This is a genomic window from Micromonospora sp. NPDC049151 (genome assembly GCF_040648395.1).
In the GTDB taxonomy this organism is placed as follows: domain Bacteria; phylum Actinomycetota; class Actinomycetes; order Mycobacteriales; family Micromonosporaceae; genus Micromonospora.
Map to the genome: position 1 here is coordinate 58,449 of NZ_JBEZDP010000007.1, position 25,512 is coordinate 83,960.

25 protein-coding genes are annotated in these 25,512 nt (G+C 72.5%); 17 read left to right on the forward strand and 8 right to left on the reverse strand.

Annotated elements, in window-relative coordinates; translation table 11 throughout:
* Positions 1 to 47 precede the first annotated feature (47 nt).
* Both AB0B20_RS10640 and AB0B20_RS10645 read right to left on the reverse strand, forming a co-directional pair.
* A complete protein-coding gene (locus tag AB0B20_RS10640) occupies positions 48 to 743 on the reverse strand; it encodes a futalosine hydrolase (RefSeq protein WP_357469832.1) in 696 nt (231 codons plus the stop codon).
* The gene (locus tag AB0B20_RS10645) at positions 740 to 2,356 is read right to left on the reverse strand and encodes an MFS transporter (protein WP_357469835.1); all 1,617 of its coding nucleotides are present in this window, start codon (positions 2,354 to 2,356) and stop codon (positions 740 to 742) included. The genes AB0B20_RS10640 and AB0B20_RS10645 overlap by 4 nt, the downstream gene beginning before the upstream one ends.
* Positions 2,357 to 2,443: 87 nt before the next feature.
* On the opposite strand from AB0B20_RS10645, the gene AB0B20_RS10650 reads away from it, so the two are divergent.
* Entirely contained in the window at positions 2,444 to 3,283 is an 840-nt protein-coding gene (locus AB0B20_RS10650) for a DUF3027 domain-containing protein (RefSeq protein ID WP_357469838.1), read from the forward strand.
* A 4-nt stretch (positions 3,284 to 3,287) separates the two neighbouring features.
* Here the strand turns inward: AB0B20_RS10650 and AB0B20_RS10655 are convergent, their stop codons facing one another.
* Complete coding sequence (locus AB0B20_RS10655) at positions 3,288 to 3,551, reverse strand: DUF2530 domain-containing protein (protein ID WP_357387581.1); 264 nt, start codon at positions 3,549 to 3,551, stop codon at positions 3,288 to 3,290.
* 94 nt (positions 3,552 to 3,645) lie between these two features.
* Between AB0B20_RS10655 and AB0B20_RS10660 the strand changes: the two genes are divergently transcribed.
* The 5 genes from AB0B20_RS10660 to thpR all read left to right on the forward strand — a co-directional run bounded on the left by AB0B20_RS10660 (position 3,646) and on the right by thpR (position 8,156).
* A complete protein-coding gene (locus AB0B20_RS10660; RefSeq protein ID WP_357387583.1) occupies positions 3,646 to 5,127 on the forward strand; it encodes an NCS2 family permease in 1,482 nt (493 codons plus the stop codon).
* Between the two features lie 62 nt (positions 5,128 to 5,189).
* Positions 5,190 to 5,639, forward strand: coding sequence for a MarR family transcriptional regulator (locus AB0B20_RS10665; protein ID WP_357387585.1), 450 nt, complete (start codon positions 5,190 to 5,192; stop codon positions 5,637 to 5,639).
* A gap of 68 nt (positions 5,640 to 5,707) precedes the next feature.
* Positions 5,708 to 6,994: an MFS transporter gene (locus AB0B20_RS10670; protein WP_357387587.1), complete on the forward strand. Its 1,287-nt coding sequence runs from the start codon at positions 5,708 to 5,710 to the stop codon at positions 6,992 to 6,994.
* Between the two features lie 75 nt (positions 6,995 to 7,069).
* Positions 7,070 to 7,579: a hypothetical protein gene (locus AB0B20_RS10675; RefSeq protein WP_357387589.1), complete on the forward strand. Its 510-nt coding sequence runs from the start codon at positions 7,070 to 7,072 to the stop codon at positions 7,577 to 7,579.
* A gap of 4 nt (positions 7,580 to 7,583) precedes the next feature.
* On the forward strand, positions 7,584 to 8,156 hold the full coding sequence (gene thpR / locus AB0B20_RS10680) for an RNA 2',3'-cyclic phosphodiesterase (RefSeq protein ID WP_357387591.1): 573 nt from the start codon (positions 7,584 to 7,586) through the stop codon (positions 8,154 to 8,156).
* Positions 8,157 to 8,261: 105 nt separating this feature from the next.
* Here thpR and AB0B20_RS10685 read toward each other — a convergent pair whose 3' ends face one another.
* The 4 genes from AB0B20_RS10685 to AB0B20_RS10700 form a co-directional block, all read right to left on the reverse strand.
* Complete coding sequence (locus AB0B20_RS10685) at positions 8,262 to 9,248, reverse strand: aldo/keto reductase (RefSeq protein WP_357469840.1); 987 nt, start codon at positions 9,246 to 9,248, stop codon at positions 8,262 to 8,264.
* Between the two features lie 63 nt (positions 9,249 to 9,311).
* A complete protein-coding gene (gene sepH, locus AB0B20_RS10690; RefSeq protein WP_357469843.1) occupies positions 9,312 to 10,400 on the reverse strand; it encodes a septation protein SepH in 1,089 nt (362 codons plus the stop codon).
* A gap of 191 nt (positions 10,401 to 10,591) precedes the next feature.
* Positions 10,592 to 11,719, reverse strand: coding sequence for a phosphoserine transaminase (gene serC / locus AB0B20_RS10695; protein ID WP_357469846.1), 1,128 nt, complete (start codon positions 11,717 to 11,719; stop codon positions 10,592 to 10,594).
* Between the two features lie 282 nt (positions 11,720 to 12,001).
* The gene (locus AB0B20_RS10700) at positions 12,002 to 13,108 is read right to left on the reverse strand and encodes a citrate synthase 2 (protein ID WP_013283721.1); all 1,107 of its coding nucleotides are present in this window, start codon (positions 13,106 to 13,108) and stop codon (positions 12,002 to 12,004) included.
* Positions 13,109 to 13,381: 273 nt separating this feature from the next.
* Here AB0B20_RS10700 and pdxH point away from each other — a divergent pair, with 273 nt between their 5' ends.
* The 7 genes from pdxH (at position 13,382) to AB0B20_RS10735 (ending at position 19,383) form a co-directional block, all read left to right on the forward strand.
* Complete coding sequence (gene pdxH / locus AB0B20_RS10705) at positions 13,382 to 14,011, forward strand: pyridoxamine 5'-phosphate oxidase (protein ID WP_357470028.1); 630 nt, start codon at positions 13,382 to 13,384, stop codon at positions 14,009 to 14,011.
* The gene (locus AB0B20_RS10710) at positions 14,008 to 15,300 is read left to right on the forward strand and encodes an MFS transporter (protein ID WP_357387599.1); all 1,293 of its coding nucleotides are present in this window, start codon (positions 14,008 to 14,010) and stop codon (positions 15,298 to 15,300) included. Before pdxH ends, AB0B20_RS10710 begins: the two co-directional genes overlap by 4 nt.
* A 16-nt stretch (positions 15,301 to 15,316) precedes the next feature.
* The gene (locus AB0B20_RS10715; RefSeq protein WP_357469849.1) at positions 15,317 to 16,243 is read left to right on the forward strand and encodes an aldose 1-epimerase family protein; all 927 of its coding nucleotides are present in this window, start codon (positions 15,317 to 15,319) and stop codon (positions 16,241 to 16,243) included.
* 2 nt (positions 16,244 to 16,245) lie between these two features.
* Positions 16,246 to 16,848: a nitroreductase family protein gene (locus tag AB0B20_RS10720; protein ID WP_357387603.1), complete on the forward strand. Its 603-nt coding sequence runs from the start codon at positions 16,246 to 16,248 to the stop codon at positions 16,846 to 16,848.
* A gap of 53 nt (positions 16,849 to 16,901) precedes the next feature.
* A complete protein-coding gene (locus tag AB0B20_RS10725; RefSeq protein WP_013283726.1) occupies positions 16,902 to 17,207 on the forward strand; it encodes a type II toxin-antitoxin system VapB family antitoxin in 306 nt (101 codons plus the stop codon).
* 31 nt (positions 17,208 to 17,238) lie between these two features.
* Positions 17,239 to 18,399 carry an acyl-CoA dehydrogenase family protein gene (locus tag AB0B20_RS10730; RefSeq protein ID WP_357387605.1) on the forward strand — a complete coding sequence of 387 codons (1,161 nt, stop codon included), beginning with the start codon at positions 17,239 to 17,241 and terminating at the stop codon, positions 18,397 to 18,399.
* Positions 18,400 to 18,609: 210 nt separating this feature from the next.
* Entirely contained in the window at positions 18,610 to 19,383 is a 774-nt protein-coding gene (locus tag AB0B20_RS10735; protein ID WP_357387607.1) for a DUF4230 domain-containing protein, read from the forward strand.
* A 78-nt stretch (positions 19,384 to 19,461) separates the two neighbouring features.
* Here AB0B20_RS10735 and AB0B20_RS10740 read toward each other — a convergent pair whose 3' ends face one another.
* Entirely contained in the window at positions 19,462 to 19,665 is a 204-nt protein-coding gene (locus tag AB0B20_RS10740) for a PspC domain-containing protein (protein ID WP_357387609.1), read from the reverse strand.
* A 913-nt stretch (positions 19,666 to 20,578) separates the two neighbouring features.
* Between AB0B20_RS10740 and AB0B20_RS10745 the strand changes: the two genes are divergently transcribed.
* The 4 genes from AB0B20_RS10745 to AB0B20_RS10760 all read left to right on the forward strand — a co-directional run bounded on the left by AB0B20_RS10745 (position 20,579) and on the right by AB0B20_RS10760 (position 25,500).
* A complete protein-coding gene (locus tag AB0B20_RS10745; RefSeq protein ID WP_357469852.1) occupies positions 20,579 to 21,949 on the forward strand; it encodes an L-serine ammonia-lyase in 1,371 nt (456 codons plus the stop codon).
* 66 nt (positions 21,950 to 22,015) lie between these two features.
* Positions 22,016 to 22,843 (forward strand): ABC transporter permease, encoded by an 828-nt coding sequence (locus AB0B20_RS10750; protein ID WP_357469855.1) that lies wholly within the window; start codon positions 22,016 to 22,018, stop codon positions 22,841 to 22,843.
* Positions 22,844 to 23,587: an ABC transporter ATP-binding protein gene (locus AB0B20_RS10755; RefSeq protein ID WP_357387615.1), complete on the forward strand. Its 744-nt coding sequence runs from the start codon at positions 22,844 to 22,846 to the stop codon at positions 23,585 to 23,587.
* A complete protein-coding gene (locus AB0B20_RS10760; protein WP_357469858.1) occupies positions 23,584 to 25,500 on the forward strand; it encodes a DUF5941 domain-containing protein in 1,917 nt (638 codons plus the stop codon). Before AB0B20_RS10755 ends, AB0B20_RS10760 begins: the two co-directional genes overlap by 4 nt.
* Positions 25,501 to 25,512: the final 12 nt, after the last annotated feature.

A 25,512-nucleotide genomic window follows, 5' to 3' on the forward strand; every position in this document is an offset into this window, starting at 1 on the left:
CCCCAGCCCGACGACTTCTCCACAGGGTTATCCACAGGTGGACGGGATCAGTGGAGGGCGGCCGCCGCGGCGGTGAGCGCGGCGAACGCCTCCCGCATCCGCCACGCGCTCCGGTCGCGCGGGCCGATCGGGTTGGAGACGGTCCGCAGCTCGGCGAAGGGCACGGCGGCCTGGGCGGCGGCGACCGCCACGCCGTACCCCTCCATGGCCTCGGCCACCGCGTCCGGGTGCCGTTCGGCGAGCGCCGCCGTGCTGGCGGCGGTGCCGGTCACCGTGCTGACGGTGAGCACCGTGCCGACGGTGGCCCCCGGCAGCGCGGCGCGCAGACGGGCCAGCAGGCCCGGGTCGGCGGCGACGATCCGGCCGCCGCCCAGCAACTCGGGGGGCATGCCCAGGTCCTCGACCGGGATGAAACCGGCGGGCGACTCGGCGCCGAGGTCGGCGGCGACGCTGCGGTCGGCGAGCACCGTGCCGCCCACCGCGACCCGGCCGACGAACCCTCCGGCGATGCCGGCGCTGACCACCGCCCGGTACGGCCGCCCGGCCGCCTCGGCCAGCGCCAGCAGCCGTGCCGTGGCGGCCCCGGCGACGGCCGGGCCGACCCCGACGGGCAGCACCGTCACGTCCGGCGATGCCGTCCCGCCCGGCGGCACCGTCATGTCCGGCGCTGCCGGTGCGGTGAGGCCGGCACGGATCGCCTCGGCCTCTGCCGGCACGGCAGTGACCACGAGCAGACCGCTCACGCCACCGGCCCCCGGGGATCACGCCGCTCGGTGTCCTCGACGCCGCCCGGGCCGCCCACCGAGGAGGACGGCCGGTAGATGTGGAAGCCGGGCGGTGCCAGCCCCTCGTCGTCCGGCGGCGGGCCGGAGCGCTGGGGCGCCGGTGAGGTGGGCGCCGGGTCGTCGAGCGAGGTGGTGGCCGGTTTCTCGTCGCGGGTCGCCTGCTCCGCGGCCAGCTCCTCGTCGCCGAGCGGCCGGCCGGCCAGGTGCTCACCGCGCAGCTTGCCGGCGACGAGCACGCCGCGTACGGCCACCAGCGCGGCCACCGCGGCGGCCACCGTCACGCCGATCAGGCCGGTGAACGGCACCAGCCCGAGCCCGCCGCCGGCCACGAACGCCAGCATCAGCGCGGTCTCCGAGTGTGCGAACGAGCTGGCGCGCAGCCGCTCCGGGATGCGTTCCTGGATCGAGGCGTCCACCGCGAGCTTGGCGATCCCGCTCATCATGGCCGCCACCAGGCAGAGCAGCGCCACCATCGGCAGCGAGAACTTCAGCGCGGCGAGCACCGCCACACCGGCCACCACTATCGTGCCGCTCGACTGGAGCGCTGTCGGCCGGTGGATGCGCAGCCGGGTGCCGAGCGCGGTGGCGAGGAACGTGCCTACCGCCAGCGCGCCGCCGACCAGGCCCAGCGCGCCCTGGGCGCCGAGGTCGCGGCCGAAGAAGTCGGTGGTCAGGTCACCGGCCTTGATCGCGAAGGCCAGGAACAGCAGCAGGAAGCCGTAGAGCCCGCGCAGCGCCGCCGCGCCGATCAGCGTGGCGATCACCAGCCGTCCGCTGGGGCGGCCCCGGCCCAGCGGGCGCTCGCCGTCGCGGCGGCGCAGCGCGCGCAGCGGGTGCGGCATCCGCTCGGGCGGCTCGGAGTCGGCCTTCGGCGGCAGCCGGAGCGAGATCACCATGCCGATCAGGAAGATCACCGAGGCGACCCGCAGCGGCCACTGCGGCCCGAACCAGAACGCGGCCAGCCCGATCGGCGCGACGAGCGCGCCGGCCACCGTGCCGTAGACGCTCGCGCGCGCCCCTACCTGGGACAGCCCCAGCCCTTCGGGGAGCAGCCGGGGGACCGCCGCCGAGCGGGCCACACCGTATGCCCGGGAGAGCGCGAGCACGCCGAACGCCGCCGGGTAGAGCCCGAAACCGCCGATGTAGTCGGAGATCAGCCACGCCAGGAACGCCCGGCCGAGCATGGTGGTGGCGAGCGCGTACCGCCGGCCGTGGCGGAAGTGGTCGAGCAGCGGGCCGACCACCGGGGCGAGCATGGCGAACGGGACCATGGTCACCAGCAGGTAGAGGGCCACCTTGTTGCGCGCCTCGCCCAGCGGCACGTCGAAGAAGATCGTCCCGGCCAGGCCGATCGCGATGAGCGTGTCACCGGCGCAGGAGAGCGCGTGCAGGTCGAACAGGCGGACCATGCCCACCTCGTTGCCCGCGCTTCGGGCCCGGGCGGTGCCGGCCCGCCGGGTCATCCAGCGCCCACCGTGCAGCGAGCCCCGCAGCAGCAGCCGGGTGGCGCGGATGCCGGTGCCGACGGTCCGCCCGAGAAAGGAGCGGCCGGAGCGGGAGGACAGCGCCATGCGTCCCATCCTCGCCCATCCGCTCCACGTGCGCCGCATCACCCGGAGAGAATGACTCCGGGGAGTGCCTGTCGCCCGTGGACGGGCATGGGGAACAATGGTCCGGTGACCAGGCCCGCCTCCGCCCGCGCTCCCCGGCTCGACCAGGTCTGCGCCGCCGCCGTCGAGGTGGCCCGCGACGCGATCACCGAGGTGGAGCCCACCGACATCGGCGATCATCTCCAGGCGGTCGCCGAGGGCGATCGGGTCGTCACCCACTACTTCGAGTGCCGGATGGCCGGTTACCGCGGCTGGCGCTGGGCCGTCACGGTGACCCGGGTGCCGCGCAGCCGCCACGTCACCGTCTGCGAGACGGTGCTGCTACCGGGCCCGGACGCGCTGCTCGCCCCGGGCTGGCTGCCGTGGCAGGAGCGGCTCAAGCCGGGCGACCTGGGCCCGGGTGACCTGCTGCCCACCCCGGCCGACGACGAGCGGCTCGCCCCCGGCTACCTGCTCTCCGACGATCCGGCAGTGGAGGAGACCGCCTGGGAGCTCGGCCTGGGCCGGCCCCGGGTGCTGTCCCGGGAGGGCCGTGCCGAGGCCGCCCAGCGCTGGTACGACGGTGACCACGGCCCGGACGCCGCGATCTCGGTCGCCGCGCCGGCCGCCGCCCGCTGCGGCACCTGCGGCTTCTACCTGCCGCTGGCCGGTTCGCTGCGCCTGGCCTTCGGCGCCTGCGGCAACTTCTACGCCCCGGACGACGGCCGGGTGGTGAGCGCCGACCACGGGTGCGGCGCGCACTCCGAGACGCTTGTGGAGACGCCGGAGACGCCAGTCGACGAACTGCCCACCGTCTACGACGACAGCGCGGTCGAGGCGATGACTGTCAGCCGGGCCCCGGGCTCGGTGGAGGCGGCCGAGCCGGCGGAGCCGTACGGCCACCCCTGATCGGTCAGTGCTGCCGCCGCCCGGCGGCAGCGCGTCGGCGGCGCCGGTTGGCGTCGTGCCGCATCATCACCGCCAGGCCGGGAAAGCCCCACAGGAAACCGGCGAGGCAGGTCCAGAGCCAGTTCTGACGCCCGGATTCGGTGAGCCAGTCCCGGAAGAAGATCAGTAGCACCAGGCCGGCCACCGCCCAGGCGATCAGCCCGGCGACGGCGAACGGCACCATCGGCGGGTCGAGCGGCTCCGGCCGCGGCTGTTGCTCCTGTGACACTGGCCCAGCGTACGTGATCGTTCTTCCCTGCCAGGCGGGTGATCTGGGACGATGCGCGCGACAAAATCCAGTCGATGACCTAGATGAGGACCCGATGTCCATTGCTCCGCCGCCGGATCACGGCACGCCGCCCGATCCCGCGCACCCACGAAACGCCTTCGACCGCTTCTTCCTGATCTCGGCTCGCGGGTCGACGCTGAGCCGTGAGATCCGAGGCGGCCTCGCCACGTTCTTCACGATGGCGTACATCGTGGTGTTGAACCCGCTGATCCTGGGCAGCGGGAAGGACGGTGACGGGCGTTCGCTCGCCATTCCGGCGCTCGCCGCGGCGACCGCCCTGGTCGCCGGCCTGATGACGATCCTGATGGGCGTGGTGGCCCGGTTCCCGATCGCGCTCGCCGCCGGCCTGGGCGTGAACGCGCTCGTGGCGTACGAGATCGCGCCGCAGATGACCTGGGCGGACGCGATGGGCCTGGTGGTCATCGAGGGTGTGCTGATCGGCATCCTGGTGCTCACCGGGCTGCGTACCGCGGTGTTCCGCTCGGTGCCGACGCAGCTCAAGACCGCGATCGGTGTCGGCATCGGTCTGTTCCTGACCATCATCGGCCTGGTCGACGCCGGTTTCGTCAGGCGGGTGCCGGACGCGGCGAACTCGACGGTGCCGGTCGGGCTGGGCATCAACGGCAAGATCGTCAGCTGGCCGATGCTCGTCTTCGTGGTCGGCCTGCTGATCACCCTGGTGCTCGTGGTGCGCCGGGTCCGGGGCGCGATCCTGATCGGCATCCTGGCCTCCACCGTGCTGGCCATCGTGGTCGAGGCGGTCGCCAAGGTCGGCCCGTCCTTCGTCGACGGCAAGCCGAACCCGAAGGGCTGGTCGCTGAACGTTCCCGAGCTGCCGAAGCAGATCGTGGACGTGCCCGACCTGTCGTTGCTGGGTCAGTTCAACGTGCTGAACTCGTGGAGCCGGGTCGGCTGGCTGGTGCCGCTGATGTTCATCTTCACCCTGCTGATCACGGACTTCTTCGACACCATGGGCACGATGGTCGCGATCGGTCAGGAAGGGGACATGCTCGACGAGACGGGCACCCCGCCGAAGGCCAAGGAGATCCTGCTCGTCGACTCGATCGCCGCCGCCGCTGGTGGCGCGGCCTCGGTGTCCAGCAACACCTCGTACATCGAGAGCGCCGCAGGCGTCGCGGAGGGCGCCCGGACCGGCGTGGCCAACCTGGTCACCGGCGTGTTGTTCCTGCTCGCCATGTTCCTGGCGCCGCTGTCGCTGATCGTGCCGTTCGAGGCCGCGTCGACGGCGCTGGTGGTGGTCGGCTTCCTGATGATGACGGCGGTCCGCACGATCGACTGGACCGACTACGAGATCGCCATCCCGGCGTTCCTCACCATCGCGCTGATGCCGTTCACCTACTCGATCTCGAACGGCATCGGGGCCGGCGTGATCAGCTTCGTGCTGCTGAAGGTGGCGAAGGGCAAGGCCCGCGAGGTCCACCCCCTGCTGTACGGGGTCGCCGTGCTGTTCGTCGTGTACTTCCTGCGCGGGCCCGTCGAGTCCGTGTTGCTCTGACGCTGGTGAGCCTGGTCATAACGCATGTCGTTAGCCAGGCTCATTAGTTAAGCTAACTAGTTGTGACGGAGCGGACGGTGACGGCGAAACGCGTGCCACCGGCGCAACTGGCCCCTCAGTTGCGAGATGCGATCACCCGGCTCAACCGGCGGGTCCGACAAGCCCGGCCGGTCGGCGACCTCACGGTCACCCAGCTGTCGGCGCTCACCAGCCTCAAGCTGGCGGGCGCCCTCACGCCACGGGAACTGGCCGATGTCGAACGGGTGCAGCCACCCACGATGACGAAGATCGTCGCGAAGTTGGAGGAACGCGGCCTCGTGCAGCGGACTCCCCATCCGACCGACGGACGGCAGGTCATACTGGCGGCTACCGAAGGGGGAAGGGCCGTGCTCGACCAGTTCGAGCGGGCCCGGAACGAATGGCTGGCCAACCGGCTGGCCGCACTGACCGAGGACGAACGCGACACGCTACGGCGTGCCGCGGAGATCCTCCAGGGCATCGCTCGCGCCTGACACCGCCGCCCGCGGTTCGCTTCGTCACTCGTGGATGAAACGTACCGACGCGAGGAGGCGCACCTAGAGTGCAGGCCAAGCTGAGCACGATGTTCCAGTCCCTACGAGTCCGTAACTACCGACTCTTCGCCACCGGACAGCTGGTCAAACTGATCGGCGTCTGGATGATGTTCATCGCCCAGGACTGGCTCGTCCTCGAGCTCAGCGACAACTCCGCGACCGCCCTCGGCGTGGTCACCGCGTTGCAGTTCACCCCCGTACTCCTGCTCACGCTGCTGTCCGGCCGGCTCGCCGACCGCTACGACAAGCGGATGCTGCTCTTCGTCGCCAACGCGTTCTGGACCGTGCTGGCGCTCGCCATGAGCGCCCTGGTCCTCACCGGCCTGGTGCAGCTCTGGCACGTCTTCACGTTCGCCGCCCTGCTCGGCGTCGCCAACGCGGTCGAGACGCCGGTGCGCCAGGCGTTCGTCTCCGAGCTGGTCGGCATGTCGCTGCTGCCGAACGCGCTCTCGCTCAACGCGGCGGTGTTCAACTCCGCCCGGATCGTCGGCCCGGCCGTCGCCGGCCTGGCCATCGCCGCCGTCGACGTCGGCCCGGTCTTCCTGGTCACCGCGCTCAGCTCGATCGCCCCGCTGGTGAACGTGGTCCGGATGCGTACCGAGGAGCTGTACCGCAAGGACCTGCCGCCGACCGGCGAGCGGGACCAGGCCCGGGTGGTCGACGGCCTCCGGTACGTGGCGCGGCGGCCGGACATCCTGCTGCCGATGGTCCTCATGTCGGTGATCGGGATGAGCCTGTTCAACTTCCAGCTCACCCTCGCCGCGCTCGCGAAGACCGTGTTCAACACCGGCGCCGCCTCGTTCGGCCTGTTCAGCACCGCGCTCGCGGTCGGAGCGCTGGTCGGCGCGCTGGCTGGCACCGGCCGGCGTAGCCGCCCCTCGGTCTGGCTGGTGCTCGGCGCCGCGATCGGCTGCGCCGCCTTCGGCACGCTGGTCGGGCTCGCCCCGGCGTACTGGCTGGTGGTGACGCTGCTCCTGCCCGCCGGGTTCTTCATGGTCTACTTCGCCCAGGCGGCAAACCAGCGGGTGCAGCTCGGTGTCGACGCGTCCTTCCGGGGACGGGTGATGGCGCTGTGGGTGCTGGTGTTCCTGGGCACCAACCCGGTCGGCGCCCCGGTGATCGGCTGGGTGGCCGAGACGTACGGTGCGGGCGCGAGCATCTGGGCCGGCGGCCTGATCTCGCTGACCGCCGCGCTGCTGGCGCTCGCCTGGCAACTGCGCCGCTCCGGTGCCCGGCTTCGGCTGCGGATGCTGCCGATGCCCCGCTTCTACGTGGTGTCACCCGGCGCCAAGTAGCCCCGATAGCCGGTCGTACCGGCCCGATTACCCAAACGGGTGGCGGGCCGGTGCGGCAGGGCTTAGCTTCGATGTGTGGAAGTGGGGCAGGGACTGCTGCTGGCTCTGGCGATCCTCGCCGTCTGCTGCCTGCCCGCCCTGCTCGCGCTGCTGTTCTGCGCAGACGAGATCATCGATCGGGTCGCCTGCGGTTGGGCCGAGTGGCGGGAGCAGCGTCGGGAACGCCGTACCATCGCGCGGCTCGACCGGGCCATCGAGGCCGAGGCGCTGACCCGCGACATCGACCTCACCGAGTTCGACAAGGGCGGCCGCCGTCCGCTGGAACAGCTCGCCACCGACCTGCGCCGCCTCGGCGGCCACCGGCTCGCCGCCGCCGACCGCAGTGTGGTGTGGCACGGCGCGGTCATCGAGGCGTACGACGAACGGCTGCGCGCCGCCTGCCACGCGCTCGGCATCGCCGAGCATCTCGGCGAACTGGACGGCGTCGACCGGGAGATCGAGCGGGTACGCGTCGAAGGGCTGCTGCACGCCGCCGGGCTGACCCTGCCGGCCGCCCGCGCCGCGCACCACCAGCGACACCGCTGAGCGGGTGCGTCTCTTCGCGGCGATCTACCCGCCTGCCGTTGCGGTCGCGGATCTGACCGCCCGGATCAAGGGCCTGCGGGTGGCGGGCGCCCGCCACGCCCGCCTCGCCGACCCGGCGAACCTCCACCTCACCCTCGCCTTCCTCGGCGAGGTGCCGGACGACCGCCTGACCGACGTGCAGAGCGCCCTCAGGATGGCCGCACGGACGCTGCGGGAGTCCCGCGCCGGGCCGCCCCGGCTGAGCCTCGGCGGCGGGGGCAGTTTCGGCCAGGGCGGATCCACTGTGCTCTGGGTCGACGTGCGGGGCGAGGCGGATGCGCTGGACACACTGGCCCGGCTGATCCAGCAGGGACTGCGCCGGGCCGGCCTGCCCTGCGACGACAAGCCGTTCCGGGCGCACCTGACCATCGCTCGCCCGGGCGATCGGCTGCCCGAGGCCGACATTCGCGCCGACCGAGACACCCTGAACGGGTACGCCGGTCCGCAGTGGCCGGCCGCCGAGCTGGTGCTGGTCCGCAGCCATCTCGGTCAGCGTGTCCGATACGACCGCCTGGCGGCCTGGCCGCTCGCCGCCTAGCCGTCGGCCGGCTGGGCATCCCGGTCGGGCTTTGCACCCGGCCGGCCGGGCGTTAAGAAGGGGCCCCTCCTCTACCGGAGGCGTTAAGAAGGGGCCCTTCCTTACCTACCAGGCCCAGGCTTCGGGGCCGGGGCCGCCGTTGCCGACGGGCGGGAACAGTTCGTCGAGGCGGGTCAGGGTGGGCTCGTCCAGGTGGACGTCGAGGGCGCCGAGGTTGCGGTCGAGCTGGTCCATGGTGCGCGGACCGACGATCGGGGCGGTCACGCCCGGCCGGGAGAGCAGCCAGGCCAGCGCCACATCCGCCGGGTCGTGGCCGAGGTCGGCACAGAGCTTCTCGTACGCCTCGATGGTGTTGCGGTGCTCGGCCAGCGCGTCGGCCGAGCGGCCGGTGGTGCCGCGCGCCGCGCTGCCCTCCGCCATCTTGCGGATGATGCCGGAGAGCAGCCCGCCGTGCAGCGGCGACCAGGGGATGATGCCCAGGCCGTAGTGCTGCGCGGCCGGTACGACCTCCAGTTCGACGTACCGGGTCAGCAGGTTGTAGATGCACTGCTCGGAGACGAGACCGAGGAAGTTGCGCTTACCGGCCGCGGCCTGCGCCTGGGCGATGTGCCAGCCGGCGAAGTTGGACGAGCCGACGTAGATGACCTTGCCCTGGGCGACGAGCGTCTCCATCGCCTGCCAGATCTCCTCCCACGGCGTGGTCCGCGAGATGTGGTGCATCTGGTAGAGGTCGATCGTGTCGGTCTGGAGCCGGCGCAGCGAGTCCTCGCAGGCCCGGATGATGTGCCGGGCGCTCAGGCCCTGCTCGTTGGGCCACTCGCCCATCTTGCCGTAGACCTTGGTGGCGAGGACGACCTTGTCGCGGCGCCCGCCGCCCTGCGCGAACCAACGGCCGACGATCTGCTCGGTGACGCCCTCACCGAGCTTCCAGCCGTAGACGTTGGCGGTGTCGAAGAAGTTGATCCCGTGTTCGAGCGCCCGGTCCATGATGGCGAAGCTGTCCGGCTCGTCGGTCTGCGGACCGAAGTTCATCGTGCCGAGGCAGAGTCGGCTCACGGACAGACCGGTGCGTCCCAGGTTCGTGTACTCCATGACTCCACCCTGGCACGCCGGCACTTAGAGTGCCCTCTCAACGGGCCAGGGTGGAGCGGTGGATCAGGAGGATTCGCGGGCCGCCGGGCCGGTGCCGAACAGCACGTCGTCCCAGCTTGGCAGCCGCTTGCGCGGCTTGCCGCCGGCCTCGGTGGACTCCGCGGCCGCACCGCCGGTCGCCGCCGCGGGGCCGGTGCGCCGAGGACGCAGCACAGCCAGCGAGGGTACGGCAGGGATCTCCTTCGGCGCGTCCGAGTCGTCGTCGAAGGCCGAACCCTGCCCACCACCGAGCAGCGCCGCGGCACCACCGGCGACGGCCCGCTGACGGGGCGCCTCCGGCCCGGCCAGCGCGGCCGGGGAGCGGGTGTCGAGACCACGCCCGGACGCGCCGCCGAGCGGGCGGTCCAGCGAGGCGAGCAGCGCGTCCCGGCCGGCGCGGATCGGGTCACGCCCCGGACGGGCGTGCTCGGAGGCGGCCGGCAGGCCGTGCCCACCCCGGCTCGGCTCGCCGCGCGACGGACCGGGCAGCGCGTGACCGCCCCGCTCCGGCGCGGGCTCCTGGCCGAGGATCGGCGTGGGCCGCTCGGCGCAGAGGTACTGCGCCATGTCGTCGTGCGGGGCGACGTGCTGCCGGGTCTTGTCCAGATCCCACACCGCCTGGGCGGTGGCCTTGCCGGACGGCCAGGTCGCGATGATCCGCCAGGTGCCGTCGTCGCGGCGGTAGGCGTCCCACGAGATCTTCTCGGTGTCGATGCCGTGCTGGGCCAGCCGGCCGTTGACGACCTCGGCCAGCGGGGTCGGCTTCTCCGCGCCCTTGAGCCGGGTGCGCCGGGCGTGCTGGGCGAGCATGGCCCGTTCCTGGAGCACCGGGCCGGCGTAGCGCAGGACCCGGTCGACGGGCACGCCGGCGATGCGGGCGACGTCCTCCGCGGACTCGCCGGAACGGATCCGGGCCTGGATGTCCCGTGGGGACAGCGACGGGGTCAGGTCGGTGGCGCTCGGCACCACCACGAGCGGCGGGGCGCCCGGCTCGGCGTGCAGCGCCGACGCGATCCGCTCGTCGATGGGCAGCGCCAGCAGGCGCCCCACCTCGTCGGCGAGCACCAGGGCCTGGCCGTCCTCGGAGAGGGCGACGAAGCGTACTGGGCGCATGGGCTTGCCTCCGTCCCGCTTCGCTGGCCGTCACGCCACGGGAGCCGGCCACCCGGGCGTCTCGCACCACCGTACGCTCATCTACCCGACGATGGGGACTGCGACACCCCGGCATGTCGTGACTGAGCTGCGGTAATGATCACGGTGGGTGGTCGCCGGAGCCCCGACGACCACGCACCGTGACGGCGTGATCAGAGTCGCTCGACCACGTAGTCGATGGACGCGGTGAGCGCCTCGACGTCGGCCGGCTCGACGGCCGGGAACAGCGCCACCCGTAGCTGGTTGCGGCCGAGCTTGCGGTACGGCTCGGTGTCGACGATGCCGTTGGCGCGCAGCGCCTTGGCGATCGCCGTCGCGTCCACCCCGTCGGCGAAGTCCACGGTGGCGACCACGTTGGACCGCAGCGCCGGGTCCGACACGAACGGCGTGGCGAACGACGAGCGCTCGGCCCAGCCGTACACGATGCCGGCGCTCTCGGCGGTGCGCTTGGCCGCCCAGGCCAGCCCGCCCTGGGAGTTCATCCAGTCGGTCTGCTCCGCGGCCAGGAAGATGGTCGCCAGCGCCGGGGTGTTGTACGTCTGCTCCAGCCGCGAGTTGTCGATCGCGGTGACCAGGTCGAGGAAGGCCGGGATGTAGCGGCCCGACTGCTTGACCTCGGTGGCCCGGGCCAGCGCGGCCGGCGACATCAGGGCCAGCCAGAGGCCGCCGTCGGAGCCGAAGCACTTCTGCGGCGCGAAGTAGTAGACGTCGGTCTGGGCGACGTCCACGTCCAGCCCGCCCGCGCCGGAGGTGGCGTCGACGAGCAGCAGCGAGCCCTCGTCGGCGCCCGCCACCCGGCTGATCGGCACCGCGACGCCGGTGGAGGTCTCGTTGTGCGGGGTGGCGTAGACGTCCACGCCGGCCTCGGCCACGAGCGTGGGGGCGCTGCCCGCGTCGGACTTGCGGACGGTCGGCTCACCGAGGAACGGCGCGTCGGCGACCGACTTGGCGAACTTGGCGCCGAACTCGCCGAAGCTGGCGAACTGGGCCCGGTCACGGATCAGGCCGAACGTGGCGACCTCCCAGAACGCGGTGGTGCCGCCGTTGCCGAGCACCACCTCGTACCCCTCGGGCAGGGAGAAGAACTCGGCCAGGCCGCGGCGCAGCCGGGCCACCTGGTCGCGGACCGTCTTCTGCCGGTGCGACGTGCCCAGGTAGCTGGTGGCGACGTCGGCGAGGGCGGAGACCGCGGCCGGACGGACCTTGGACGGGCCGCAGCCGAAACGTCCGTCGGCGGGCCTGATCTCGTCGGGAATCCGGATGGTCGGTACGTCAGCCACGGTTGTCTTGATCCTTCCGCGTGGGCGGGACGAGCCCTTGGTGCGGGCGCGGACCGATGGCCGGGCGTGCGCCGGGCGCACGAGGCGGCCGGGGTCCGAACCCGGCCGGCAGCGCTGCCGGCCTTCATCCTCCCACCCGGGCGGCCCGGACCGGCGGCTGGTCCCACGGTCGGTGCTGAGTCGTGCGCCACAGCGGCGCAGCGCCTCGTGTGCACGGAGGCGGGCGTTAAGAAGGGGCCCCGCCTCTACCGGAGGCGTTAAGCGGGGCCCCTTCCTTACACGTCAGACGCCGTGCGGGATGGCGTCCCAGCCCTCGACCTGCTGCGGCTTGCGCGGGCCGTGGCCGACGTACGTGGCCGACGGCCGGACCAGCCGCTGGAGCTTCTTCTGCTCCAGGATGTGCGCCGACCAGCCGCCCATCCGGGCGCAGGTGAACATCGAGGTGAACATGTGCGCCGGCACCTCGGCGAAGTCCAGCACCACTGCCGACCAGAACTCGACGTTCGTGGCGAGGACGCGGTCCGGGCGGCGGGCCTGGAGCTCGGCCAGCGCGGCCTTCTCCAGCGCCTCGGCGACCTCGAAGCGGGGCGCGCCCAGCTCCTTGGCGGTACGCCGCAGCACGCGGGCGCGGGGGTCCTCGGCCCGGTAGACCCGGTGGCCGAAGCCCATCAGCCGCTCGCCCCGGTCCAGCACGCCCTTGACGTACCCGTCGGCGTCGCCGCTGCGCTCGACCGCCTCCAGCATGCTGAGCACCCGGGACGGTGCGCCGCCGTGCAGCGGGCCGGAGAGCGCGCCGATGCCGGAGGAGATGCAGGCCGCGGCGTCCGCACCGGTGGAGGCGACGATCCGGGCGGTGAAGGTGGAGGCGTTCAGGCCGTGCTCGGCGGCCGAGATGAAGTACGCGTCGACGGCCTTGACGTGCCGCGGGTCGGGCTCACCGCGCCAGCGCTTCATGAACCGCTCGACGATGGTCTCCGCCTTGTCGATCTCCTTCTGCGGCACGGCCGGCAGGCCCAGGCCGCGCGCCGACTGGGCGACGAAGGACAGCGCGGTGACCGACACCCGGGCCAGGTCCTCGCGGGCCTGCTCGTCGGAGATGTCGAGAAGCTGGTTGAGCCCCCAGTACGGGGCCAGCATGGCGACCGCGGACTGCACGTCGACGCGGATGTCACCGGAGTGCACCGGCACCGGGAACGGCTCGGCCGGCGGCAGGCCCGGGCCGAACCGGCCGTCCACCAGCAGCGCCCAGACGTTGCCGAACGAGACCTGGCCGATCAGGTCCTCGATATCCACGCCCCGGTAGCGCAGTGATCCCCCCGCGCGGTCGGGTTCGGCGATCTCGGTCTCGAAGGCTACGACGCCCTCCAGGCCCGGTTTGAAATCGGACATGTCGTCTCCTGGCTTCGGCTCGGCGCGCCCGGGCGGGCTGATCGAGCCCCGCAGCTCAGGCGACCCTTCAGGGGTGTGGTTCGGAACATCTTGCCCGGTGGGTAACAGACTGCGCGACCCACAGCCACTGTGCGCCACGCGACATCCCCGCCGCTGGCCGTCGGTGAGAGTAGGAGAAGACTGGGTACCGGGGCCTGGCCAGCGTCGGGGGACGCCGGCACGCCCGGGAGAGGGACAACCACAGTGACAGGCGACACACCCGCCCCGGCCGGCATGCGTAACGAGTACGCCGCCGACCTGGGCCTGACCGAGACGGACCTGGCGCCGGACTGGCACACCCAGTTCGCCCGCTGGTTCGCCGACGCGGTGGCCCATCCGCTGCCCGAGCCGAACGCGATGGTGCTCGGCACGGCCGACGACCGGGGGCGGCCCAGCGGCCGCACCGTGCTGCTCAAGGGGTACGACCCGGACGGCTTCGTCTTCTACACCAATCACGGCTCGCGCAAGGGCACCGAGGTGACCGCGAATCCGTGGGCCAGCCTGGTGTTCCCGTGGTTTCCGATGCAGCGGCAGGTGACTGTGACCGGCCGGGTCGAGCGGGTGGACCGCGCCGAGACCGAGGCGTACTTCGCCAGCCGGCCGCGCGGCTCGCAGCTCGGGGCGTGGGCCAGCACCCAGTCGACTGTGGTGCCGGACCGGGTCGCGCTGGACTCGGCGTACCGGGCGGCGGCCGAGCGGTTCGCCGACGTGGAGCCGATCCCCGCGCCGCCGTACTGGGGCGGGTTCCGGGTGCGTCCGGAGACTGTCGAGTTCTGGCAGGGCCGGGCCAGCCGGCTGCACGACCGGCTGCGCTTCCGGCGTACCGAGGGCGGGTTCTTCGTGGTCGAGCGGCTCGCGCCGTGACCGATGTCACAAAGGCCGGGCGGCGGGAACCGCGCCGCTGGGCGATCGACCTGCGCCCGCTGCGCGTGCCCGCGTACCGGCGGGTGTGGACCGGCAACGCGGTCGCCATGTTCGGTTTCCAGTTCACCGCCGTGGCGGTGCCGGTGGAGATGTTCGACCTGACCGGCGGCTCGCTCTGGGTCGGTCTGCTGGGCATCGCCGGGTTCGTGCCGCTGCTGGTGTTCGGGCTGTGGGGCGGCGCGATCGCCGACGCCCGGGACCGCCGCCGGGTGCTGCTCGTCGGCGGCTGCGTGCTCTGGGCCTCGACGTTGGGGCTGCTGGTGCAGTCGCTGGCCGGGGTGCGCAGCCCGCTGCTGCTCCTGCTGCTGGTGGGCCTCCAGTCGACGGCATTCGCGATCACCTCGCCGGCCCGCAGCGCGATCCTGCCCCGGCTCGTGCCCGCCGAGCTGGTCCCGGCGGCCACCACGCTGAACTTCACCACGTTCACCGCCGCCGCCGTCTTCGGCCCGCTCGCCGCGGGCCTGATCTTCGCCGGGTGGCAGGTCGAGACGGCCCTGCCCATCGCGTACGCGGCGGACGCGCTGCTGTACACCGCGGCGCTCTGGGCCACGCTGCGGCTGCCGGCGATGCCGCCCGCGCCGGACCCGGGCGGCGGCGTCCGCAAGGCCGGATTCGCCAGCATCGTCGACGGCTTCCGCTACCTGGCCACCACGCGGGTGCTGCTGCTCTCCTTCGCCATCGACCTGATCGCGATGATCCTGGCCATGCCGCGGGCGCTCTTCCCGGAACTGGCGCAGGAACGCTTCGGCGGCGCGTCGGCGGTGGGCTGGCTCTACAGCTCCATCGCCATCGGCGCGATGCTCGGCGGCCTGACCTCGGGGTGGATCGGCCGGGTACGCCGGCAGGGGCTGGCGCTCACCGTGGCGGTGGTCGCCTGGGGCGTGGCGATCGCGCTCGCCGGCCTGGCCGGGCACCTGTGGCTCGCCGTGGTGCTGCTCGGCGTCGCCGGCGCCGCCGACCTGGTCAGCGCCACGCTGCGCCAGTCGATGCTGCTGGTCTACGCGCCGGACCGGATGCGGGGCCGCCTCCAGGGCGTGAACACGGTGGTGGTGGCCGGTGGCCCGCGCCTGGGCGACCTGCGCGCCGGTGCGACGGCCGCCGCCTTCGGCACCGGTTTCGCCATGGTCGGAGGCGGTATCGCCGCCGCCGTCCTGGCGGTGTTGCTGGTGGCGGCGTTCCCGGCGTTGCTGCGCTATCGCTCGGTCACCCCCGCCGAGGACCGGCGCTGACGGTAGGGTCGCCGGCATGGGGATCGACGTGCAGCCACCGTCCGGTATACAGTGGACCATCGCCGCCGACGGCCACGAGGCCGTCGTGGTCGAGGTCGGCGGCGGGCTGCGGGCCTACCGCTTCGACGGCGTGGACCACCTCGACGGGTACGCCGAGGACGAGGTCTGCCCCGGCTCGGCCGGGCAGGTGCTGGCGCCGTGGCCGAACCGCATCCGCGACGGCGCCTACACGGTGGGGGAGCGGTCGTTGCAGCTCGACCTCACCGAGCCGGAGCGGCACAACGCCCTGCACGGCCTGGTCAACTGGGCGCGGTGGCAGCCGATCGAGCAGTCGGCGGACAGCGTCACCATCGGCTACGACCTGCCGCCCAGCCCCGGCTACCCGTGGGCGCTGCGGCTGCGGGCCCGGTGGAGCGTCGGCCCGGACGGCCTGCGGGCCGAGCACGAGGCGACGAACCTCTCCGGCGAGCCGGCGCCGTTCGGCTTCTCCGTGCACCCGTACCTCCAACTGCCGAAGGTCGGCGTGAACGAGATGCGGCTGCGCGTGCCGGCCCGGCGGCGGGTGCTGGTGGACAGCCGCCTGCTGCCGGTCGCCGCCGCCGAGGTGACCGGCTCCGAGTTCGACTTCACCAGCCCGCGCCCGATCGGCGACCTGGTGCTCGACACCGCGTTCGGTGACGTCGAGCGGGACGCCGACGGCGGCTCGGCGGTGGTGCTGAGCGCGCCGGACGGCTCGTCCGGGCTGCGGATCTGGGCGGACCGCGAGTTCGGCTGGTGGCAGGTGTTCACCGGGGACACGCTCGGCGGGGAACGGCACCGCCGTTCGGTGGCGGTGGAGCCGATGACCTGCCCGCCCGACGCGTTCCGCTCCGGCCGGGATCTGATCATGTTGGAGCCGGGGCAGACCTGGCGGGGCGCCTGGGGCGTCCGCCCGGAGGTCTGAGCGTGGAGTTCGCCGACGTCGTCCGGCGCCGCCGGATGGTGCGCAACTACGACCCCGACCGGCCGGTGCCGCCGGAGGTGGTGGACCGGCTGCTGGACCACGCCGTCCGGGCCCCGTCGGCCGGGTTCTCCCAGGGCTGGGGCTTCCTGGTGCTTGAGGAACCGGCGGACCGGGAACGGTTCTGGGCCGCCACCACGCCGGGCGGAGGCGGCCGGGAACGCTGGCTGGCCGGGATGCGCCGGGCGCCGCTGATCGTGGTGCCGCACGCCAACCGCGACGCCTACCTGGACCGCTACGCCGAGCCGGACAAGGGCTGGGCAGACCGCGACGAGGACCGCTGGCCGGTGCCCTACTGGTACGTGGACACCGGTTTCGCGGCGCTGCTGATGCTGCTCACCGCCGTGGACGAAGGGCTGGGCGCCTGCTTCTTCGGCATCCCGCCGCAACGGATCGGGGCGTACCGGGAGGCGTTCGGGGTACCGCCGGAACTGCACCCGATCGGTGCGTTGACTATCGGTTACCGGGCCGTCGACCACCGGTCACCGTCGCTGCGCCGAGGGCGGCGTCCGGTGCAGGATGTGGTGCGGCGGGGACGGTGGACCTGAGCGGTTAGGCTGACATCCACATTGTCAGCCTGGCCTGGGGAGGAGAGCACGCCGTGATCTTCAGGGCGGTCCGGGACGGGCGTCCCTACCCGGAGCACAACCTCACGCTGAAGCAGTGGGCCGAGATTCCGCCGCGCCCGCTGCGGCTTGACCAGCTCATCACCACCAAGCGCGAACTGGCGCTGGACAAGCTGCTCGCGGAGGACTCCACCTTCTACGGCGACCTCTTCCCGCACGTGGTCCAGTGGAACGGCGGCCTCTACCTGGAGGACGGCCTGCACCGGGCGCTGCGCGCGGCGCTCCAGCAGCGCAACCAGATCCACGCGCGCGTGCTCGTCCTCGGTGACCAGGGCGAGTGACGCCTCCCTGAGTCTTGGTTAAGGTGACGCCATGACTCCTCTGGACCTGCTCGACATCGATGCCTCGCTCAGCGAGGAGGAGCGGCAGATCCGCACCGTCGTGCGCCGGCTCGTGACCGACCGGGTACGCCCGCACGTCGCCGGCTGGTACGAGGACGGCCAGGTGCCGGCCCGTGAACTGGCCCGCGAGTTCGGCAAGCTCGGCCTGCTCGGCATGCACCTGACCGGGTACGGCTGCGCCGGCGCGTCAGCTGTCGCGTACGGGCTGGCCTGCCTGGAGCTGGAAGCCGGCGACTCCGGCGTCCGGTCCCTGGTCTCGGTGCAGGGATCGCTGGCCATGTACGCCATCTGGCGCTACGGCAGCGAGGAGCAGAAGCAGCGCTGGCTGCCCGCCATGGCGGCCGGTGAGGCGATCGGCTGCTTCGGGCTCACCGAACCCGACCACGGCTCCGACCCCGGCTCGATGGCCACCCGGGCCCGCCGCGACGGCGACGACTGGATCCTCAACGGCAGCAAACTGTGGATCACCAATGCGCCGATCGCCGACGTGGGCGTGATCTGGGCGCGTACCGACGAGGGGGTGCGCGGTTTCGCCGTACCCATGGACACGCCCGGGGTGACGGCGCGCGAGATCCGGCACAAGATGTCGCTGCGCGCGTCCCTCACCGGCGAGATCGCGCTCGACGACGTCCGGCTGCCGGCTGACGCGCGACTGCCCGAGGCGATCGGGCTCAAGGCGCCGCTGGGGTGCCTGACCGAGGCCCGGCACGGCATCGTCTGGGGCGCGCTCGGCGCGGCCCGCGACTGCCTGGAGACCGCCCTGGAGTACGCGACCACGCGCACCCAGTTCGGCCGCCCGCTCGCCGGGTTCCAGCTCACCCAGGCCAAGCTCGCCGACATGGCGGTGGAGTGGAACAAGGGCATGCTGCTCGCGCTGCACCTGGGCCGTCTCGCCGACGCGGGCACGCTGCGGCCCGACCAGGTGAGCGTGGGCAAGCTGAACAACGTGCGCGAGGCGCTCGCCATCGCCCGGCAGTGCCGCACGATCCTCGGCGCCAACGGCGTCTCGGGGGAGTACCCGGTGATGCGGCACGCCAACAACCTGGAGAGCGTGCTGACGTACGAGGGCACCTCCGAGATCCACCAGCTCGTCATCGGCCAGCGGCTCACCGGCCTGTCCGCGTTCGCCTGACCTGCGGTTTCACCCGATCGGGTCGCTCGGCGCGCGAGTGTCGCACGGTGGCCGTACCGTCATTGTCAGTCGATGTGTCGGCCGGGCTTCGATGGGTCGGGCGAGCTTCGATCGGTCGGACGAGCAGCGATGGGTCGGACGAGCAGCGATGGGTCGGGCGAGCAGCGATGTGTCGGGCGAGCACAGTGTCGGACGAGGACGGTGAGGGCGATGGCCCGCGACGGTGACAACGAGCCCACCCGGGAGTTCCCGGAATACCCCACCAGCGACTCCCTTCGCGACCGGGCGGAGGGCTCGCCCGAGGCGGAGCACGACCCCGCGCCGGGCGCCCCGGCGTCGGGCGGCGGTGCGGCACGCGGCCTGCTCTGGGTGCTCGGCGCCGCGGCGCTGGCGGTGGTGGTGATGCTCGGCGTGCAGGCCAGCGGCCTGCTGCCCGACTTCCGCAACCCGTTCGCCAAGGAGCAGACCGACCGCAGCCAGCCGCCGCTGCTCAAGTCGATTCGTGACCTGAGCCGCTACGTCGCCGCCGAGGGCAACTTCCAGGTGGTGGTCGACGTGCAGAACGACCGGCGCAACGTGCCCGACTTCCTGCTCAACGAGCGCACGCTGTTCGTCGGGGCGGGCCGGGTCGAGGCGTACGTCGACTTCGCGAAGATCGCCGACGGTGCCGTCGTCGTCTCCGAGGACGGCAAGTCCGCCGAGATCAAGCTGCCCGCGCCGCAGCTCGGCGAGACAGATCTGGACATGGACAAGAGCTACGTCTTCGCCGAGCAGCGCGGCCTGATCAACCGGCTCAACGACCTGGTGGCCGGCGACCCCAACCGGCAGCAGCAGGTCTACAAGCTCGCCGAGGACCGGATCACCGCCGCCGCCCGGGACAGCGGGCTCGCCGCCCGGGCCGAGGAGAACACCCGCAAGATGCTCGAAGGGCTGCTGCGCTCCCTCGGGTACGAGAAGGTGACTGTCACCTACGCGGCACCCTGACCGCGCAGTACGCCGCGCGCCCGCCCCGATGGTCAGGGGCGGGCGCGTTCGCGTGCCGGTGTCCCGGCTCGTCTCGCGTCAGCGGGTGGCGAGGTAGCGGTCCTCGTTCGGCATCAGGATCCACAGGACCAGGTAGATGATGACCTGGGTGCCGGGCAGCAGCAGCGACAGCAGGAACAGCAGCCGGACCATCCCGGCGGACATGCCGAACCGCTGCCCCAGGCCGGCGCAGACACCGGCGATCATGCGCCCCTCACGGGGCCGGACCAGTTTGCGACTCATCGTCGTCTCCCACTTCTGCGGCGATCCGCCGCGCTGATTCCACGGTAGAGAGGGGTACGCGCCGCGCCCTCAGCCCCGAGGAGGATCGGCGACCCGGGCACCCGTAGGTACTTACCCCGGACCGCCCCCACCGACTCGCCCCTGTGTCCTCTGTCGCCGTCGCCCTCTGCCGCCGTCGCCCTCTGCCGTCCGCAGCAGATCCACCGGCCGCCGCCTGATCGGCCGCTCAACGATCACTCCCCGTTGCGACGCCGTCCGCAATGCTCCGGCCCTGCTCAGCCAGGCCACGCTCGAGCCGAGCCCGCGCCCCCTCCTTCCCCACGCCCGTCGATCATGCACTTGCGGCCCTCGTTGTGCCCGATTCGCACCTTTGGCGAGGGCTGCAACTGCAAGATCGCGGGAGCGGCGGGGTGAGTGAGGGCGGGGGACGCCGTCCGGCTGGTTGCTGCGTCGAGTGCTGACCGCCTTGCGAGACATGCGTCTCGTCGACTGGGATCAGTGAAGATCTTGGTAGGAAAGTGCCCCTATGGGGCCGTTTGGTACCAAGATCTCGGAGCTCCGAGCCGTGAGCCGTGAGCCCGGGGTGGGTCCGCCGATCTTGGAGTTGTGGCGGTTCTCGTATGCCGTGAAATGGGCTATTCCGGGTGCCACAACTCCTAGATCGACGAGGAGTGGAGGGGCCTGAGGGATCGCCCGCCGGGGAGGTGGCCCGACAAGGAGCGGGTAGGGGGCGAGGCCGGGCCGGGGCGTTGGGCATGTGGCGGAGTGGGGGCGGGTATTCATGGGGGCGAGGTAGGCTCGCGGGTCGGGCGCCCCCACCCCGGGCGCCGGCCGTCTACCCGCCCGGCGGGCGCGGCACCCACGCACCGGCTCGGATCCGCACAACGGGGACGACGGCGAGGAAAGCAGCAAAATGATCAGTGTTTTCGATCTTTTCAGCGTCGGTATCGGGCCGTCCAGCTCGCACACCGTCGGGCCGATGCGGGCCGCTCGTACGTTCGTGGCGGGCCTGAAGGCCGACGGGCAGCTCGCCGACGTGGCGCGGGTACGGGCGGAGCTGTTCGGTTCGCTCGGCGCGACCGGGCACGGGCACGGCAGTGACCGGGCGGTGCTGCTGGGGCTGGAGGGGGAGGTCCCGGAGACCGTCGACACGGACTCGGTGGGGCCGCGTGTGGAGCGGATCCGTACGCAGCGGCGGCTCGACCTGTTCGGCAGTCAGGGGATCGACTTCGACCCGGACGCGGATCTGGTGCTGCACCGCCGGCGCTCGTTGCCGTACCACCCGAACGGGATGACGTTCGCGGCGTACGACGCGGCCGGGAACGAGGTGCGGTCGCGCACGTACTACTCGGTCGGCGGCGGGTTCGTGGTGGACGAGGCGGCGGCCGGGGCGGACCGGATCAAGGCGGACAGCACCCGGGTGAAGCACCCCTTCCTCACCGGCGCGGAACTGCTCACTGTCACCACCGGCACCGGCCTGTCGATCAGTGAGGTGATGCTCGCCAACGAGCTGTCCTGGCGCAGCGAGGCGGACGTACGGGCGGGGCTGCTGGAGATCTGGCGGGTGATGCGCGAGTGCGTGGAGAGCGGCTGCACCCGCGACGGCGTACTCCCGGGTGGGTTGAAGGTCCGGCGGCGCGCGGCCGAGCTGCGGCGCGGCCTGGAGGCGGAGACCGGCAGCCAGGATCCGCTGCGCGCGATGGACTGGGTGACGTTGTTCGCGCTCGCGGTCAACGAGGAGAACGCGGCCGGCGGGCGGGTGGTCACCGCGCCGACGAACGGCGCCGCCGGGATCATCCCGGCCGTGCTGCACTACTACACCCGGTTCGTGCCGGGCGCCTCCGAGGAGGGGGTGGTCCGGTTCCTGCTTGCGGCCGGCGCGATCGGCGTGCTGTTCAAGGAGAACGCGTCGATCTCCGGGGCCGAGGTGGGCTGCCAGGGCGAGGTCGGTTCGGCGTGCTCGATGGCGGCGGCCGGGCTGGCCGAGGCGCTCGGCGGTACGCCGGAGCAGGTGGAGAACGCCGCCGAGATCGGCATGGAGCACAACCTGGGGCTGACCTGCGACCCGGTGGGCGGCCTGGTGCAGATCCCGTGCATCGAGCGCAACGCGGTGGCCAGCATCAAGGCGATCACCGCGGCCCGGCTGGCGCTGCGCGGGGACGGGGTGCACCACGTCTCGCTGGACAAGGTCATCAAGACCATGCGGGAGACCGGCGCGGACATGAAGGTCAAGTACAAGGAGACCGCGCGGGGCGGGCTCGCGGTCAACGTGATCGAGTGCTGACCTCGTTGGGGTGACCCGGCGCGGACGGCCGACGCGCCGGCACGGAAAAGACGCGACCATGATGCGGTGACGTCAGGCGTCGCGGCGCTCTGGTCCGCCCGCACCTCGCTGCGCATCCTGGTCCGGCGGGATCTCGCGGTGAAGTACCAGCAGTCGGTGCTGGGCTACTTCTGGTCGCTGATCGAGCCGCTCGGCATGGGCCTGATCTACTGGTTCGTCTTCGGCGTGCTCTATTCCGGCGCGACGCGGCGGCACCTGGGTGAGGCGGCCGGGTCGTACCCGCTGTTCCTGATCACCGGCATCTTCGCCTGGATGTGGGCGAGTTCGGCGCTGACCGAGGCCGCGAACGCGCTCACCGGGCAGTCCCGGCTGATCACCACGATGAACCTGCCCCGGCCGATCTTCCCGATCGGCCGGGTCGCCGGCCGGTTCGCCGAGTACCTGGCCGGGCTGCCGATCCTGGCCGCCGTGGCGGCGATCTACGCGAGCCAGGGGAAGATCCGCCCCGGCTGGAGCCTGCTGGCCCTGCCGCTCGCCGTGGCGGTGCAGTTCGTGCTGCTGGTGGGCCTGGCGTTGCTGCTGTCGGCGGGCAACGTGCTGATGCGCGACATCGAGCGCACGATGCGGCTGGTCATCCGGCTGCTGTTCTACGCGACTCCGATCATCTATCCGTTCGACCTGGTGCGGCAGTCCGGCATGCCGGGCTGGGTCAAGCTCGGGTACGAGCTGAACCCGCTGGTCGGGATCTTCCAGCTGCACCACGCGGTCTGGTATCCGGACGAGTTCCCGGACGCCCGGCTGCTCACCATCACGGTGTCCGGCAGCGTGCTGGTGCTGGCGCTCGGCTGGTGGGCGTTCCACCGGCTCGAACCGGCAGTGCTGAAGGAACTCTGAATGGCCCCGATCATCGAGGCGGACGGGCTCGGCATCCGGTTCGTCCGCAACCGGCGCCGGCAGTTGCGGCTGCGGGAGCTGATCGTGCACCGGGGCGCCCGTGACCCGGACGCGGGCCGGTTCTGGCCGCTGCGTGACCTGTCGTTCCGGGTCGAGCCGGGCGAGACGCTGGGCGTGGTGGGCCGCAACGGCACCGGCAAGAGCACGCTGTTGCGGCTGATCGCCGGTGTGCTCATCCCGGACGAGGGGTCGATCCGGGTGCAGGGCCGGGTGGCGCCGCTGCTCGAACTGTCCGCCGGGTTCTCCGGTGATCTGACCGGCCGGGAGAACCTGTATCTGGTGGGCGGGCTGCACGGGCTCTCGACGGCGTACCTGCGGGAGCACTTCGACGAGATCGTCTCGTTCGCCGGTGAGCAGGTGGAACGCGCCATCGACACGTCGGTGCGGCACTACTCGTCGGGGATGAAGGTGCGGCTGGGTTTCGCGGTGATCGCGCACCTGCCGCACCCGGTGCTGCTTGTGGACGAGGTGACAGCGGTCGGGGACGCGGAGTTCCGCGCGAAGTGCTATGCGACCATCGAGCGACTTCTCGCGGAAGGGCGCACGCTGGTGCTGGTGTCACACAACGACAAGGACCTCACCCGGTTCTGCCGTCGGGGGCTCTACCTCGACGCCGGACGGCTGATCGTCGACGGGACGATCGACGAGGCGCTGGCCGCCTACGCCGACGCGGCGAAGCGGTGACGCTCGCCATCGTGCTCGCCGCCGGACCGGCGGCGGGCCGACCCGACGGGGAATCGCTCGCCGAACGCCTGGCCGCGCAGTGGCGCCGGGCCGGGGCGGACGACGTGCGCGTCGCCGCCGACCTGACCGAGCTGGCCGACCTGGTGGCCGCCGCGACCGGCCCGGTGCTGGTGAGCGGCGCGGACCTGGTGGCGCACACGGCCGTACTCAAGCATCTCGCGACCAGCCCGGTCGGGCCGACGGTGGCGCTGGTGCTCACCGATCCGCCCGCTCCCGGGCAGGCCACGGTGCGCGAGGAGCGCGGGCAGGTGGTCGAGGTCGGCGCCGCCGACGCGAGCGGCGTCTTCGGCGGCGCGCTGCGGGTGGGCGCGGCCGACCTGCCGGCGCTCGCCGACGCCGCCCGCCGCGCCGCCGGGGGCGGGCCGCTGCGCGCGGTGGACCGGCTCGTGGCCGACCTCGCCGCCCGGGGCACGCTGATCTTCGCCCAGAGGGTACGTCTGCTCGTGGCGCACCGGGTCGGCGACGAGGCGCAGCGGACGGCGGCCGAGGCGGCGGTGGCCGCCGTCGACGAGGACCGGGCCGAGTTGAAGCTGTCGGTGAAGGAGCGCGACGACTTCTTCACCACGTTCTTCGTCAGCACCTGGTCCCCGTACGTCACGAAGGCCGCCGCCCGCATCGGGATCGGCCCGACCGGGGTCACCATGGTCTCGGTGGCGTTCGCGGTGGCCGCGGCGGTGCTGTTCGGCGCCGGTGGACGGCTCGCGCTGGTGGCCGGCGCGGTCCTGCTCTACCTGGGTTTCGTGCTCGACTGCGTGGACGGGCAGCTCGCCCGCTACACCCGGCACTTCAGCGCCTGGGGCGGCTGGCTGGACACGATGGCCGACCGGTTCAAGGAGTACGTGGTCTACGCCGGTCTGGGCTACGGCGCCACGCACGCCGGGTTCCGGTACGGCTGGGCGCTGGCGCTGGCGGCGATGACGTTGCAGACCGTGCGGCACATGACCGACACCTGGTACGGCGCGCTGCACGACGAGGCGGCCCGCCGGCCGAAGGTGGTGAGCGCCGACGCGGGCGGCATCGGCGGCAAGCTGAACGCCGCGTCGACCCGGGTGCAGGCGGACACCGGCTCGGTGTCGTACTGGCTGAAGCGCACTGTGGTGTTCCCGATCGGGGAGCGGTGGGCGCTGATCGCGATCGCCGCCGCGCTGTTCGGGCCGCTGGTGGCGCTGGTCGCGGTGCTGGTCTGGGGCACGCTGGCGTTCGCGTACACCGGGGGGTTGCGGACCTTGCGGGCGCGGTGGATGCGCGTGCCGGTGCTGACCACCGTGGACGCGGCTCTGCACCGCGACGACGGACTGCTGGTGCGGACGCTGCCCACCGCGCGGCGACCGCTGCTGCTGGCGGTGCTCGGCGCGCTCGGCGCGGCGGGGACGCTGGTGTGGGCGCTGCTCGCGGTGCACGGCGGTGGTGACCTGCCGGTCTTCGTGCCGGTGCTCGCGCTGGTGCTGCTGCTCGGCGCGGCGCAGGGCTCGCGGGCACCGCACGACGGGCCGCTCGATTGGCTGGTGCCGGCCGCGTTGCGGGCCGCCGAGTATCTGTTCGCCATCGCGGTCGGGGTGGCCGGCCGTGCGCCGACCTGGTTGATCTTCGGGTACGTCCTGGTGCTCACGCTGCTGCACTACGACCTGACCGCGCGGCTGGAGAAGCGGCAGTCGGCACCACCGCTGCACGCGGCCACGCTGGGCTGGCTCGGCCGCTCGGTGTTGCTGGCAGCCGCGTCAACCGCCGGAACTGTGAGCTTCGCGCTGGCTACAATGAGTGCGTACCTTCTCGTGGTTTTCGTCGCGAGCGTGGTCCTCGCCTGGGTGGTCCTGCCGGCCCGCGCCCATGGGGGTGTGCGCTCGGCGGGCTGACGGAGGGCGGGC

Excerpts from the sequence above, each read along its gene's own strand:
- AB0B20_RS10645 (WP_357469835.1), bottom strand. The coding sequence starts at position 2,356 with ATGGCGCTGTCCTCCCGCTCCGGCCGCTCCTTTCTCGGGCGGACCGTC.
- AB0B20_RS10650 (WP_357469838.1), top strand. The coding sequence starts at position 2,444 with ATGGGGAACAATGGTCCGGTGACCAGGCCCGCCTCCGCCCGCGCTCCC.
- AB0B20_RS10660 (WP_357387583.1), top strand. The coding sequence starts at position 3,646 with ATGTCCATTGCTCCGCCGCCGGATCACGGCACGCCGCCCGATCCCGCG.
- AB0B20_RS10685 (WP_357469840.1), bottom strand. The coding sequence starts at position 9,248 with ATGGAGTACACGAACCTGGGACGCACCGGTCTGTCCGTGAGCCGACTC.
- sepH (WP_357469843.1), bottom strand. The coding sequence starts at position 10,400 with ATGCGCCCAGTACGCTTCGTCGCCCTCTCCGAGGACGGCCAGGCCCTG.
- AB0B20_RS10700 (WP_013283721.1), bottom strand. The coding sequence starts at position 13,108 with ATGTCCGATTTCAAACCGGGCCTGGAGGGCGTCGTAGCCTTCGAGACC.
- pdxH (WP_357470028.1), top strand. The coding sequence starts at position 13,382 with ATGCGTAACGAGTACGCCGCCGACCTGGGCCTGACCGAGACGGACCTG.
- AB0B20_RS10715 (WP_357469849.1), top strand. The coding sequence starts at position 15,317 with ATGGGGATCGACGTGCAGCCACCGTCCGGTATACAGTGGACCATCGCC.
- AB0B20_RS10730 (WP_357387605.1), top strand. The coding sequence starts at position 17,239 with ATGACTCCTCTGGACCTGCTCGACATCGATGCCTCGCTCAGCGAGGAG.
- AB0B20_RS10735 (WP_357387607.1), top strand. The coding sequence starts at position 18,610 with ATGGCCCGCGACGGTGACAACGAGCCCACCCGGGAGTTCCCGGAATAC.
- AB0B20_RS10740 (WP_357387609.1), bottom strand. The coding sequence starts at position 19,665 with ATGAGTCGCAAACTGGTCCGGCCCCGTGAGGGGCGCATGATCGCCGGT.
- AB0B20_RS10745 (WP_357469852.1), top strand. The coding sequence starts at position 20,579 with ATGATCAGTGTTTTCGATCTTTTCAGCGTCGGTATCGGGCCGTCCAGC.
- AB0B20_RS10755 (WP_357387615.1), top strand. The coding sequence starts at position 22,844 with ATGGCCCCGATCATCGAGGCGGACGGGCTCGGCATCCGGTTCGTCCGC.